At 68.8% G+C, this 13,831-nt stretch carries 11 protein-coding genes; 9 read left to right on the plus strand and 2 right to left on the minus strand.

Annotation, left to right across the window (positions count from 1 at the left end):
* The first annotated feature begins 272 nt into the window (after positions 1-272).
* Positions 273-1,709 (plus strand): DUF1254 domain-containing protein, encoded by a 1,437-nt coding sequence (locus CFB43_RS18445; protein WP_089496037.1) that lies wholly within the window; start codon positions 273-275, stop codon positions 1,707-1,709.
* A gap of 148 nt (positions 1,710-1,857) precedes the next feature.
* Complete coding sequence (locus CFB43_RS18450; protein WP_089496038.1) at positions 1,858-5,661, plus strand: DUF748 domain-containing protein; 3,804 nt, start codon at positions 1,858-1,860, stop codon at positions 5,659-5,661.
* Positions 5,662-5,717: 56 nt separating this feature from the next.
* Here the strand turns inward: CFB43_RS18450 and CFB43_RS18455 are convergent, their stop codons facing one another.
* Complete coding sequence (locus CFB43_RS18455; protein ID WP_027790361.1) at positions 5,718-5,942, minus strand: hypothetical protein; 225 nt, start codon at positions 5,940-5,942, stop codon at positions 5,718-5,720.
* A 317-nt stretch (positions 5,943-6,259) separates the two neighbouring features.
* Between CFB43_RS18455 and CFB43_RS18460 the strand changes: the two genes are divergently transcribed.
* Positions 6,260-7,936 carry an alkaline phosphatase family protein gene (locus CFB43_RS18460; protein WP_373452553.1) on the plus strand — a complete coding sequence of 559 codons (1,677 nt, stop codon included), beginning with the start codon at positions 6,260-6,262 and terminating at the stop codon, positions 7,934-7,936.
* 91 nt (positions 7,937-8,027) lie between these two features.
* Here CFB43_RS18460 and CFB43_RS18465 read toward each other — a convergent pair whose 3' ends face one another.
* Positions 8,028-8,924, minus strand: a complete 897-nt coding sequence (locus CFB43_RS18465; protein WP_089496040.1) for a LysR substrate-binding domain-containing protein — start codon at positions 8,922-8,924, stop codon at positions 8,028-8,030.
* Positions 8,925-9,085: 161 nt separating this feature from the next.
* On the opposite strand from CFB43_RS18465, the gene CFB43_RS18470 reads away from it, so the two are divergent.
* From CFB43_RS18470 to CFB43_RS18495, 6 genes are all read left to right on the plus strand, one after another.
* Positions 9,086-9,937 carry an ABC transporter permease gene (locus tag CFB43_RS18470; protein ID WP_089496041.1) on the plus strand — a complete coding sequence of 284 codons (852 nt, stop codon included), beginning with the start codon at positions 9,086-9,088 and terminating at the stop codon, positions 9,935-9,937.
* 7 nt (positions 9,938-9,944) lie between these two features.
* Positions 9,945-10,988 (plus strand): ABC transporter ATP-binding protein, encoded by a 1,044-nt coding sequence (locus CFB43_RS18475; RefSeq protein ID WP_089496042.1) that lies wholly within the window; start codon positions 9,945-9,947, stop codon positions 10,986-10,988.
* A 26-nt stretch (positions 10,989-11,014) separates the two neighbouring features.
* Positions 11,015-12,103 (plus strand): extracellular solute-binding protein, encoded by a 1,089-nt coding sequence (locus tag CFB43_RS18480; protein ID WP_089496043.1) that lies wholly within the window; start codon positions 11,015-11,017, stop codon positions 12,101-12,103.
* Positions 12,104-12,113: 10 nt separating this feature from the next.
* Positions 12,114-12,947, plus strand: a complete 834-nt coding sequence (locus tag CFB43_RS18485; RefSeq protein ID WP_089496044.1) for an ABC transporter permease — start codon at positions 12,114-12,116, stop codon at positions 12,945-12,947.
* Positions 12,940-13,473, plus strand: coding sequence for a TIGR00725 family protein (locus tag CFB43_RS18490; protein WP_089496045.1), 534 nt, complete (start codon positions 12,940-12,942; stop codon positions 13,471-13,473). Before CFB43_RS18485 ends, CFB43_RS18490 begins: the two co-directional genes overlap by 8 nt.
* 130 nt (positions 13,474-13,603) lie before the next feature.
* The gene (locus CFB43_RS18495; RefSeq protein WP_089496046.1) at positions 13,604-13,798 is read left to right on the plus strand and encodes a YqaE/Pmp3 family membrane protein; all 195 of its coding nucleotides are present in this window, start codon (positions 13,604-13,606) and stop codon (positions 13,796-13,798) included.
* Positions 13,799-13,831: the final 33 nt, after the last annotated feature.

Below are 13,831 nucleotides of genomic sequence, written 5' to 3' on the forward strand. Positions count from 1 at the left end.
ATCCGAAGTCGGCCGACATCGCCTCGATGCCACCCCAATTCTCCTGAAGATCCGGCGAAACATTTGGGACCGGTCAGCCCGCGGATACGCGCCACCCGCTAATCGGCATATTGGGGGATGCCCTGAGGCGCTATGATACCGGCCTGACATCAGCGCCCACCGTTATGAACCGTAGCGAGACGGTTGTCCGGGCAGGCTGGGGTGCCTTGCTTTCGCCATTCGCAAGTCGAACAAGGCGTTGACTGAAAAGAACGATATTCGGCCAGTAATCGATGATTGAAAACCAGCAGGAATCAGTTTCTCTGCGGCGCGCGTGCGCGTCGCTCGCCATCATGGCGTTGCTAGCCGGGTGCGCGTCGCAACCGGACGCCATCCAGCGGAAAACCGGCTGGATGCGCGCGGAAGTCGCCGACTCCTACGTCTACGCGTATCCGCTCGTGCTGATGGACGTCGCGAAGGAAGCGGCGACGGGCGGCGACGGCGCGCAACCGGGGCAGGCGCCGCTCAACACGCTGCGCCATGCGCAGGCGCTGCCGCCCGTCGGCGCGGTCAACCCGCCGCTGCCGGGCGTCGACACGCTCGACTCGACCGGCTGGCTCGACGTCGCGACCGAACCCGTGATCGTCACGTTGCCCGACACGCGCGGCCGCTACTGGGATGCGCGCGCACTCGACATGTGGACGAACGTGCTGTGGTCGTCGTCGAGCGTGGCCGCACGCGGGGCACGCGGCGGCGCGCGATCGCAAACGATTGCCTTCGCCGCGAAGGACTGGCAGGGCACGCTGCCGAAGGGCGCGGTCCGGATCGACGTCCCGTCGGCCAATGCGTGGCTCGAAGTCCGGCTGCAGACGAGCGGCGGGCGCGACCTCACGAACGTGAAGAAACTGCAGCGCGCGATCCGCGTGGTGCCGCTGTCCGTCTACACGGGCGCGGCGCGCGGCGCGTCGGTCGCGGTGCATGCGGGCAGCGCACCGTCCGAAGCGGTGGGCGGCGGCACGCCGGCCGAGCAGGTGGCCGCACTCGATCCGAAGGCGTTCTTCACGCGCTTCGCGCAGGCGCTGCAGGACAACCCAGCGCCGGCCGACGATGCGCACGCACAGGCACTGCTCGGCGACATCGGCGTGTCGGCCGGCTATCCGGTGCTGTGGACGGGCGACCGCCTCGCGGCCGCGACGGCCGGCGTCGCCGAGGCGCGCGCGCGGCTCTCGACCCCGCCGTCGAACCTGCTGAACGCGAACGGCTGGAGCTGGATCGGCGATACGGCCGGCAAGTACGGCCAGGACTACACGCTGCGCGCGTACGCGGCCTACACGCAGTTCGGCACCGCGACGCGCGACGACGAAACGCTCGCGGTCGTCCGCGTCGACAGCGACGGGCATCCGCTGAACGGCGCGAACCGCTACGTGCTGCATTTCGCGCCGGGCGCGCTGCCGCCGGTGCGTGCATTCTGGACGCTGACGCCCTATTCGACCAACGGCGCGCTGCCCGACGTCGGGTCGGCACGCCGTTCGCTCGGCGATCGCGACCGGTTGCGCCGCAACCACGACGGCTCGATCGACATCGTCGTGTCGGCGTCGCCGGGCGGCACGCAGGCGGCCAACTGGCTGCCGGCGCCGCGCGCCGATTTCGCACTCGCGTTGCGCCTGTACGCGCCGAAGCCGCAGGCGAGCGACGGGTCGTGGATGCCGCCCGTCGTCGTCCGGAAATGAACGGATGACCGGCGGCGCTGTCCGACCGGCGGGCGCGACGGCGCCCGAACCTCGTCCCGTCCCCTCCTGAGCCTATACTTTCGGGATAGCGTGCGCGGCCGCCCGGTTCTCCGGCGCGGCCCGGCATTCCATCCCGAGGCATTCAAGCATGGCAAGCGCAGACAAAGAAACCGTACCCTCCACCCTCCATGCCCTCGGTGGCGTTGCACGTTCGCGCCGGGCCCGGCGCATCGGCATCGGCCTGCTGATCTTCATCGTTTTATTCGGACTGCTCGGGTTCTTCGCGGCGCCGCCGCTGATCCGCCATATCGCCGAACAGCAGTTGAGCAAGCAGCTCGACCGGCCCGCCACGATCCAGCACATCGCGCTGAACCCCTACACGCTGAACCTCGAAGCCGACGGCATCCATCTCGGCGACAAAGGCGGCCAGGGCGACTTCATCGACATCGCGAAGCTCGTCGTGCGGCCGTCGTGGTCGTCGCTGTTTCGCGGCGCGCCGATCGTCAATGAAATCCGCCTCGACTCGCCGCGCTTTCATATCGTCCGCTACGACGCGCAACGCTTCAACTTCACCGACCTGATCGAGAAGTTCTCGACGCCGTCACCGAAACCCGAGAGCAAGCCGACGCAGTTCTCGGTGTCGAACATCCAGGTCAACAACGGCCGGATCGATTTCGACGACCGGCTGCTGAACGAACAGCACGTCGTCGACAACTGGACGCTCGGCATTCCGTACATCGCGACGCTGGCCTCGAAGACCGACATCTTCGTCGAGCCGAAGCTGCGCGCGCGCTTCGACGGCAGCCCGATCGCGATCGACGGCAAGACCAAGCCGTTCGCGCAGTCGCGCGAATCGGAGATCGCGCTGAAATTCGACGGCCTCGACGTGCCGAAGCTGATCTCGTACGTGCCGGCGAAGCTGCCGGTGGCCGTGACGAGCGGCCTCTTGAGCAGCGACCTCGCGGTCAATTTCGTGATGAGCGGCGAGACGCCCGCGCTGCGCGTGTCGGGCACCGTCGACCTGAAGGACGCGAAGGTGACGGACCATGCGTCCGCGCCGCTGTTCGCCGCGCGCGGCGTGCACGTCGCGGCCGCCAGCCTCGAACCGCTGCGCAACGCGATGCATTTCGACGAGATCCGGATCGACCAGCCGGTGGTCGACCTGTCGCGCGACAAGCAGGGCGTGCTGAACGTCGAGAAGCTTGCCGCGCAGCCGGCAGCCGCATCGAAGGCCGCCGAAGGCACGCCGGCGGCGTCGGGGGCCGCCGCCGCTTCCGCCGCTGCCGCAGCCACCGCCAGCGGCGCGAAGGTCGAAGCTGCAACGAAGGAGGCGCCGCCGCTCGACCTGACGATCCGCCATTTCGCGATCGACGGCGGCACGGTCAACGTCGACGACCGCGTGCCGGCGACGCCGACCGCGCTGTCGCTCACGAAGCTCGCCGCGACGCTCGACGGCTTCACGATGCAGGGCAAGACGCCCGCGAAATACACGCTGTCGACGTCGCTGTCGCGCGGCGGCGACGTGACGGCCGAAGGCGCGTTCAATCTCGCGGAGAAGCAGGTCGAGAGCAAGCTGACGGTCGCCGCGCTCGCGCTGCCGGCGCTGCAGCCGTACCTCGGCGAGGCGACGCGGGCGCGCGTGCTCGACGGCACGCTCGGCGCGACCGTCAACGCGAAGGCCGACTGGGGCAAGACGCCGCTCGCCGCGCAGGTTGCCGACAGCACGGTGAGCCTGAAGTCGCTGAAGATCGCGACACCCGATGCGAAGGCGCCCGCGATCGTGCTGCCCGACGCGAGCGCGAAGATCGCGAAGGTCGACGTGGCCACGCGCATCGCGGAGATCGCCAGCGTCGACGTCAGCGGGCTCGCGCTCGACGTGCAGCGCCTGAAGGACGGCAAGATCGACCTCGCGGCGCTGGCCGAACCCGCGCAGGCCGCGGTGCCGAAGCGCACGGTCGCGCGCAAGGCCGAGGCCGCCGCGCCGTCGTGGCATTACCGGATCGACGCGCTGAACGTGAAGGATTCCGCCGCGAACTTCACCGACCTGTCGACGCCGCGCCCGGTGAAGCTGGCGATCAAGCCGTTGGACCTGTCCGTGCAGAAAATCAGCGACGACATGACCAAGCCGCTGCCCGTGCAACTGAAGGCGACGCTGAACCGCAAGGGTTCGCTGAACGTGACGGGCGACGTGACCGCGCAGCCGCTGAAGCTCGGCCTGAAGATCAACGGCAACCGCCTCGACGCGGCCGCGTTCGAGCCGTATTTCGGCAGCGCGCTGAACGCGACGATCGCCAGCGCGCTGCTCAACGCGCAGGGCAACCTGACGTTCGCGCAGGTGAAGGGCGCGCCGCGCGCGACCTATCGCGGCGATGTCGCGCTGGTCGACGTACGGATGCTCGACAAGGCGACCTCCGACCCGTTCGCGGGCTGGCGCTCGCTCGCGCTGACGAACCTGAAGGCGAACTACGACGAGAAGGGCACCGACGTCGATGCCGCGCGCGTGACGTTCTCGAACTTCTACGGCCGCGTGCTGCTCGACGCGCAGGGGCGGTTGAACCTGAAGGACGTGGTCGCGAAGGAAACGGGCCCCGCGCAGTCGCTCACGCGTGACGCGAGCAAGGGCGAGCCGGTGCCGCTGTCGCCGGGCATGACGCCGCCGGCCGCCGCCCAGGCCGCGTCGGCCGCGGCCGCGCAGCAGGCGTTGGCACCGGCCGCCGCCTCGGCGACGGTGGTCGTGAAGGCCGCGCCGCCGCCGCAGAACCCGGTGCGCATGCATTTCGGCGAGCTGCTGCTGCAGAACGGCCGCGTGACGTACACCGACAACTTCATCAAGCCGAACTACACGGCGAACCTCGTCGCGATCAAGGGCACGGTCGGTGCGTTCGGCACGGATTCGACGACGTCCGCGCCGGTCGACGTCGCCGCGAACCTCGCGGGCAACGGGCCGATCTCGATCAAGGGTTCGGTGAACCCGCTGATCGAGAAGCCGGCGCTCGACCTCACCGCGACCGCGCACGACATCGAGCTGACCAACCTGACGCCGTATTCTGCGAAGTACGCGGGCTACCCGATCACGAAGGGCAAGCTCAACGTCGACCTGCATTACGAACTGGCGAACGACCAGTTGAAGGCGAACAACCACATCTTCATCGACCAGCTCACGTTCGGCGACCATGTGGAGAACGACACGGCGACCCGGCTGCCGGTGAAGCTCGCGATCTCGCTGCTGAAGAACACGCGCGGCCAGATCGACGTGAACCTGCCGGTGTCGGGCTCGCTGTCGAATCCGGAGTTCAGCGTCGGCGGGCTGATCTGGCGCGCGGTGCTGAACCTGATCGCGAAGGCCGTCACGTCGCCGTTCTCGCTGCTCGCGCATGCATTCGGCGGCGGCGGCGAGGATCTCGGCTACGTCGAATTCGCGCCGGGCTCGTACCAGCTCGACGACGCGCAGCAGAAGAAGCTCGACACCGTCGTGAAGATGCTGACCGAGAAGCCGTCGATCCGCCTCGACCTGATCGGCCGCGTCGATCCGGCGAAGGACACGTCGGGGCTCGGCGACGCGTACGTCGAGCGGCTCGTGCGCCAGCAGAAGCTGAAGGACGTGATCGGGCAGGGCGAGAGCATCGACCCGATGTCGGTGAAGGTCGAGCCGGCCGAGTACAGCAAGTACCTGACGCGCGCGTACAAGGCCGCCGACTTCAAGAAGCCGCGCAACGTGATCGGCCTGCAGAAGACGCTGCCCGACGCCGACATGAAAAAGGCGCTCGCCGAGCACGCGCCGGCCGACGACAACGCGCTGCGTGCGCTCGCGCAGCAGCGCGCGCAGGCCGTGCGTCAATACCTCGACGGGAAGATCGATTCGAGCCGTGTGTTCGTCGTCGCGCCGAAGCTCGATGCGAAGGGCATCGAGGACAAGGGCGCGACGACCCGCGTCGACTTCGGCCTGCAGTAAGCAGGCCATCCGCCGCCGCGTCCGTTCATCCGTTCGGGCGCGGCGGCGCGTTTCCTTCAGCGCGCGGCGATCGCCGGTTCCTCGCGCTTGCCCAGTTCCTTCTTGGCAGCCAGCGGCAGACGCGCGTCGTCCCACTGCGCCAGCCATTCGACTTCCTTCGCGGTAAACACCTGTCCGTAGTTGCGCAACGCGTACTGCAACGCATCGACGACGTGGTGGCGAATGATTTCGGGGGTGCGTGCATCGTCCAGCACGAACCGGAGGGCTTCCAGGGTCGACATACTCGTGCTCCGGGTCAGGGAAAACCCTTTATCACACGCCAATAGTCGCGCGCCAAGCCGGAAAAAAAATCGTGCGGCCGATGACGTTGCCGGCGGTTTGACCGATGCACCGGTGTAGTGCCGGCAGGTGAGCGCGCCCGTCGCAATGTGCGCCAGGTCACCTTGCTTTGCGAATGATTCGCGTCACTTGCGATTGGTTACGTTTGATAGAAGACAGAAAGCCCCGCTTCATGCGAGCGACCCACGGCGCAGCCATAGTCTTGCGCGCCTGATGGCAAGTCACGCAGTTCAACGTCAATCGAAGAGGTGGGGTGATCATGTCTTTCCTTGGTAAGCAGCGGAAGGTGGTGGCGATGGTGGCGAGCGCGCTGGCGCTCGCCGGTGCGGGTGCGCACGCCGCGCAGCAGGACGACGACAGTCACGGCGAGGATCGCGGCCACGCGAGCCGCGTCGTGAAGCACGTGCTGCTGATCAGCGTCGACGGCCTGCACGAGCAGGATCTCGCGCGCTGCATCGGCGCGAACACGTGCCCGAACCTCGCGGTGCTCGCGCAGCACGGCGTGACGTACACGAATGCCTACACGCCGGGCCTGTCGGATTCGTTTCCGGGCCTCGCCGCGCTCGTGACGGGCGGCTCGCCGAAGACGGCCGGCCTGTTCTACGACGTGTCGTACGACCGCAACCTGTACGCGCCGGGCGACACGAGCTGCTCGGGCAAGCAGGGCTGGAACGTCGTGTTCGACGAGACGACCGGCATCGACGCCCAGAACGGCGGCGCGCTGGTCCACCTGAACGGCGGCGGCGCGTTCAACCCGCAGGCGATCCCGAACGCGAAGGTCAACGGCAAGTGCGTGCCGGTCTATCCGCACAACTACGTGAAGACCAACACCGTGTTCGAGGCCGTGAAGGCCGGCATCCCGAACGCGACCACCGCGTGGGCCGACAAGCACGCGTGGGGCTACGACTGGCTGAACGGGCCGTCGGGCACCGGCGTCGACGATCTGATGCGCACCGAGATCAACTCGATCGACCCGGTGACGAAGACGGACTACACCGACGTCTATTCGCATACCGCGCAGTTCGATAACCTGCACGTGCAGGCGCTGATCAATCAGATCAACGGCCGTGACTCGACGGGCACGAAGAGCGCGCCGGTGCCGACGCTGTTCGGCGGCAACTTCCAGACGCTCAGCGTCGCGCAGAAGGCGCCGGTCGCGAAGGGCGGCGGCTATCTCGATGCGAACTTCACGCCGAACGGCCAGGTCGCGAACGCGATCACGTACGTCGACAACTCGATCGGCCATATCGTCGCGGCGCTGAAGCAGGCGAACCTGTATGCGTCGACGGCCGTGATCGTCACGGCGAAGCATGGCCAGTCGCCGACCGATCGCACGAAGCTCGTTAAGAACGGCGACACGCTGACGAAGCTGCTCGAAGCGAACAACTACATCGACCCGAACGGCAACTTCGGCCAGAACAACACGAAGACGGGCAACCTGAACGACGGCTCCGGCCTGGTCGACACGGGCTTCGTGCAGACCGACGACGTCGGCCTGATCTGGCTGCGCGACCGCAACCAGCGCACGGCCGTGGTGCAGACGCTGAAGGCGAACCTCAGCTGCAACGCGCCGGGGATCTGCGCGGACGGCCCGCAGGCGTACGTGCTGTACGGCGCGGCGCTCGCCGAGCGCTTCGGCGATCCGGCCAACGGCCGCACGCCGGACATCGTCGTCCAGCCGAATCCGGGCGTGATCTACACGTCGAGCACGAAGAAGGACGAGGAGCACGGCGGCAACGCGCCGGACGACAGCCACCTCGGCCTGCTCGTGTCGTACCCGGGCCTGCATCGCGCACGCACGGTGACCGACACGGTCGGCACGAAGCAGGTCGCGCCGACGATCCTCGGGCTGCTCGGTGCGAACCCGCGCCTGCTGCATGCGGTGGTGGCCGAGAACACCGGCGTGCTGCCGGGGCTCGGTATCGATCGGCACTGACGACGGCTGCCGGACACCGCTGCCCGGCGGTGTCCGGTACGGCGGGACGCGCGGTCGAGCGCGTCCCGCCGCGTGACGCATGCAGGCCGGCTTACGCCGGCGCGCATTCGTCCAGCATCCATGCCCTGAAGTGCCGCAACGCTTCGCTCGTCTCGAGGCGCTCCGGCGCGTAGCACAGGTAGTGCCCCTGCGCGTCGACCTCGACGGGCGCATCGAACGGTTCGACGAGCGTGCCGGCCGCGAGATTGTCCGCGATCAGGAAACGCGGCACGAGCGCGAGCCCGAGTCCCGCCTGCGCGGCCTGGATCAGCACCGAATACTGTTCGAAGCGCGGCCCGGCGAGCGCATTCATCTGCGTCGCGCGATGGCGTTCCGCCCACGCGGACCACGCGATTTCCGCCTGCTCGTGCACGAGGCGCGGCGCCGTGACGGCGTCGGCGGGCGTGCGCAACGCGTGCCGCTCGCCGAATTCGCGCGTACAGACCGGCACGAAGGTTCGCCCGTCCAGGTAATCGCTTCGCACCCCTTCCCATGCCCCGTCGCCGTAGCGGATCGCCGCGTCGAGCCCGAACGGAAAGATGTCGCCGTGCGCGAGATGGCGGCGAAAGCTCAGCGTGACGCCGGGCGCGACAGCCAGGAAACGCGAGAGCCGCGGTACGAGCCACTTGGTCGTAAACGTCGGCACGCTGGCGATCGTCAGCAGGTCGCCGTTTTCGCGCGCGCTCAGCAGTTCGATCGACGCGTTGCCGATCTCGCGCAGCGGGCCGGCGACGCGTGCGTGGTACACCTGTCCGGCACGCGTGAGCGCGAGGCTGCGCCCCTCGCGCACGAACAGCTTCACGCCGAACAGCGCCTCGAGATTCGCGATCTGCCGGCTGACCGCGCTGGGCGTCAGGCCCAGTTCGCGGGCCGCGTACGAGAAGTTCAGATACTTCGCAGAACAGGTGAATGCATGCAGTTCCGAGACGTTCGGATACAGGTGCTTCATCGTGACTATTCCTTCGGCGCACAGATCGATGCGGGCTTTGTACGTTTTTTTCATGACGATGCCATGTCGGATCCGCACACTGCGGGCATCCAGAAAACGCGTGACAGCCCCGCCCGGCGGGCGTTGCGCGGTGTCTTCGTCTCTTGTCCGCGAGTGTTTTCATGCCTGCGTCTACCGCCCCGGCCCTGGCCGATGGTGTTCCGATTTCGCGTAACAGGCCGGTGCGCCCGCGTGCCGGACGCTTCCTGCTGCACGCGCTCGTCGCGGTGTTCGGGCTCTACCTGTTGCTGCCGATCGCGCTGCTGCTGATCGGCTCGGTGGGCCAGTCGTGGACCAACACGCTGCTGCCGACCGGCTTCACCTGGCACTGGTTCGCCGATCTCGCCGGAAATCGCAGCTTCACCCGCGCATTCGGCGTGAGCCTGACGGTGGCGCTGGCGTGCTGTGCGCTGAACGCCGCGGTCGGCCTGCCGCTCGCGTATGCGCTGCATCACCGTGCGCAGGCCGGGCGCGGCATGGCGACGCGCATCGTGATGCTGATGCCGGTGGCCGTGCCCGCGCTGACGCTCGGCTTCGGCTATATCGCGATCTTCAGCGGCGACACGCTGCCATGGCACGGCACGCTGCCGCTGATGATCGGGGCCCACGCGGTGCTGACGCTGCCGTACCTGCTGCAGACGCTGCTCAGCGATCTGCGCCACCTCGGGCTCGCGCGCCTCGAGGCCTGCGCGGCGACGCTCGGCGCGACGCCGCTGCGCCAGTTCTCCACGATCGTGCTGCCGAACCTGCGGCATAGCCTGTTTTCGGGGCTCGTGATGGTGGCCGCGCTGTCGATCGGCGAATTCCAGATCTCGAACCTGATCGCCGGCTTTCGCTATCGCAACTATCCGATCGTGCTGCTGCAGGCGTTCTACGGCGCGTCGGGGATGGCCTGCGCGGCGACCGTCGTGCTGCTCGTCCTCGCCGTGCTCGCGACGCTCGTATCGGTCGGCACCGTGCAACGTATGAAGTGAGTCCGTCATGAGTCTCGAGTTCGAACACGTCAGTTTCCAGTATCCCGGCGCGCGACACGGCGTCGACGACGTCACGCTGTCCGCCGCGCAAGGCGAGCTGCTCGCGGTGATGGGGCGCAGCGGGTCCGGCAAGTCCACGCTGCTGCGGCTCGCGGCCGGCCTGCTCGACGGCGGCAGCGGCCGCATCGCGATCGGCGGCGCCGACATGGCCGGCGTGCCGGTGTGGCGGCGCGAGGTCGGCATGGTGTTCCAGCACTACGCGCTGTTCCCTAACCTGTCGGTGGCGGACAACGTCGCGTACGGGCTGAAAATGCGCGGCGTCGCGGTGGACGCGCGGCGGCGTCGCGCGCGCGACATGCTCGAGCGGGTCGGCCTGGCGGCGCAGGCGGAGCGCGGCATCGCGATGCTGTCCGGCGGGCAGCAGCAGCGCGTCGCGCTGGCGCGTGCGCTCGTGATCGAGCCGAAGCTGCTGCTGCTCGACGAGCCGCTGGCCGCGCTCGACGCCGGCATCCGCCATCAGCTGCGCGACGAGATTCGCGCGCTGCAGCGCGCGTGCGGCGCGACGACGCTGCTCGTCACACACGACCAGGACGAGGCGCTGAGCATGGCCGACCGCGTCGCGATCGTCGACGGCGGGCGCGTGCTGCAGGTGGGCACGCCGCGCGACCTGTACGAGCGGCCCGCGTCCGCGCAGGTCGCGCGCTTCGTCGGCCATTCGACGCTGCTGCGCGGCCGCGTGACCGCGCACGATACGGTCGACGTGCGGTTCGCGACGCTGCGCGTCGAGACCGGCGCGCACCGGCCGGGCGCCGAGGTCGAGGTGCTGGTGCGGCCCGAGCACGTGGAGGCCGATCCGCCGGCGCACGGCGTGAACTGCATCGACGGCGCGCCGGGCGACGTGCGCTACTTCGGCGCGACGCAACGCTACGACTTCCTTCCCGCCGGCTCGGCCGACCCGCTGCTGTGCGAAGGCCGCGTGCCGGCCACCCGGCGGATCGCGATCGACCCGCGCCATCTGCTCGTGCTGCCGGCCGCGCCGGCCGCGCAATGACCCCTTTCATTCAACGGAGATCCCCGATGCTTGCAGGCCACCCTCTTGTGAAGACCCTACGCGCCGGCGTGCTGGCGCTCTGCGCGTTCGCGGCGCTGGCTGCCGCGCCGGCGCACGCCGCGCCGCTGTATCCGGGCGAGGACGCGCTGTATGCGAAGGCCGCCGACGAAGGGCTCGTCGTCTCGTTCGACACGGGCCCCGAATGGGCCAACTGGAAGGCGCTGTTCGCCGAGTTCCGCAAGCGCTATCCGAAGGTCGAGATCACCTACAACGACATCGGCTCGGCCGCGACCGTGGTGTCGCTCGACAAGTCGCGCCGCCGTCCGCAGGCCGATACCGCGTACTACTTCGCCGCGTCGGCGCTCGACGCCGAAAGCAAGGATGTCGTCGCGCCGTTCAGGCCGGTCAACTTCGACAAGCTGCCGGACGTGTTTCGCTCGGCGGACGGCCGCTGGTTCGCGGTGCACTCGCTGAACATCGCGTTCCTCGTCAACCGCAAGCTCGTGAAGAACGTGCCGCAGCGCTGGTCCGACCTGCTGAAGCCGGAGTATCGCAACGCGGTCGTCTATCTCGACCCACGTTCGACCGGGCAAGGGCAGGTCGCCGTGTTCGCGGCCGCGTATGCGAACGGCGGCAGCGTCGAGAACCCGAAACCCGGCACGGAATTCTTCGGCAAGCTGAAGCGCGCGGGCAACGTGCTGCGCGTCGAAGGCACGACGCCTTATGCGAAGTTCGTGAAGGGCGAGATTCCGATCCTGATCGGCTACGAGAACGACGGCCTGAAGGCGAAGTACGTCGACGGCATGGGTGACGCGGCCGACGTCGTGATTCCGCAGGACGGCAGCGTATCGGCACCGTATGCGATGAGCCTCGTGAAGAACGGCCCGAACCCGTCCGCCGCGCAGCTGTGGCTCAACCTGGTGATGAGCGACGCCGGTCAGGCGCTGTTCGCGCAGGGCTTCGTGCGGCCGGCCGTACCCGGCACGCCGGTCGCGCCGGATGTCGCGGCGAAGCTGCCGAAGGCGCCGCAGGTGCGTCCGCTCGACGTGGCGAAGGCGGCCGCGCGCAAGGCCGAGGTCGACCAGCTCTGGTCGCAGGCGACGCTCGGCCAGTAAGGGGCACACGATGCAGACCTCCCTGGCGGAACGCGGCGCGCTGCGCCGCTTCGGCGCGGTGCTGGCGGCGGTATTGCTGGCGGTGTGCTTCGCGCTGCCGCTCGCCGCGCTCGTCGGCTCGGCCTTCACGGATGGCGGCCGTGCGTTCGGTGCGGTGCTGCGCGATCCGCTCGTCGCCGATGCGATCGCACATTCGCTGGCGCTGGCGGTGGGTGCCGGCACGCTGTCGGTCGGCATCGGCGTGCCGGTCGCATTCGCGCTGGCGGGGCAGTCGCCCGCCCGCCGCCACTGGACGCTCGCGCTGCTCGGCGTGCCGCTCGCGTTCTCCGGGCTGGTGATCGCGTACGGCTTCATCCTCGCGTTCGGCCGCGCCGGCTTCGTCACCACGCTCGCGGCGTCGCTGGGCGCTGACCCGACCGTGCTCGGCGGCGCGATCTACACGATGCCGGGGCTGGCGGTCGCGTATGCGTACTACCTGATCCCGCGGGTCGCGCTGATGATCTACCCGGCGCTCGCGAATCTCGACCGGCGCCCGCTCGAGGCGGCACTGACGCTCGGCGCGCGCCCGTGGCGTGCGTGGCTCGACGTCGCGTGGCGCGAACTGTGGCCGTCGGTCGCGTCCGCGTGGTGCCTCGTCACGGCGATCGCGCTCGGCACCTACGGCACGGCGCTCGCGCTGGCCGGCACGCAGATCAACATCCTGCCGCTGCTGATGTATCTGAAGCTGTCGGACGGGCAAACCGATTTCTCGCAGGCGGCGGTGCTGTCGATCGTGCTGACGGCGATCTGCACCTGCGTTCTTGCATTGGGGGAAGGCCTTGTACGGCAACGACGTCATGGATGAGTGGTCGGAAGCGGCGTCCGACGCGCTGGCGCAACTCGCGCAACGGCAGCGCGGCGCGCGGCGGCATCGCATGCCGGTCGGCGTGATCGGTCCGCGCGAGGCGACCGACGAACAGATGCGGGTCGCGCAGCGGATCGCGCACGCGCTCGCGGCGGCGGGTGTCGCCATCGTCGGCGGGGGCAAGCAGGGCGTGATGGAGGCGGCCGCGCGCGGCGTGCATGCGGCCGGCGGGTGCGCGATCGGGCTGCTGCCGGAGGACGATGCGACGCTCGCGAATCCGTACCTGAGCGTCGCGCTGCCGACCGGGCTCGGCATCACGCGCAACGCGCTGGTCGCGCGGGCGTCGCTGTGCCTGATCGCAGTCGGCGGCGGGCTCGGCACGCTGTCCGAGATCGCGCTCGGGTTGCAGTGGGGCAAGCCGGTGTTCGCGATTTGCGACGCGCCGCGCGTGGCGGGCGCCGAATGCTTCGACGAAGCGGATCCGCTCGTGGCGCGGGTCGCGCGGTGGCTGGCCGATTCGGCTTAGGCCGTATGGCGCGCGTGCCGATCGCCGGCTGCGTCGGCGGGGCGAATGCCGGTTCGAACTTGAAATGAGGCGCGCGGCCCGTCATATTGTCTGCGCTTGAACTTTCAACGACGCCCCCGGAGGATTCCCGATGCGCCTTTTGCTTGCCCTGCTGTTGCCGTGGTTCCAGTTCTTCACGATCGGCCGCCCGATCGCCGGGATCATCTGCCTGATCCTGCAAATCACGATCATCGGCTGGCTGCCGGCCGCGATCTGGTCGGTGTATGCGCTGAGCCAGTACAAGACCGATCGGAAGATCGAGGTGGCGCTGCGGGGGCAAAAGTGAACGCGCGGAGGTGACTCTCCCGGTCGCTGCGTT

This window comes from Burkholderia sp. AU15512, from assembly GCF_002223325.1.
GTDB lineage: Bacteria > Pseudomonadota > Gammaproteobacteria > Burkholderiales > Burkholderiaceae > Burkholderia.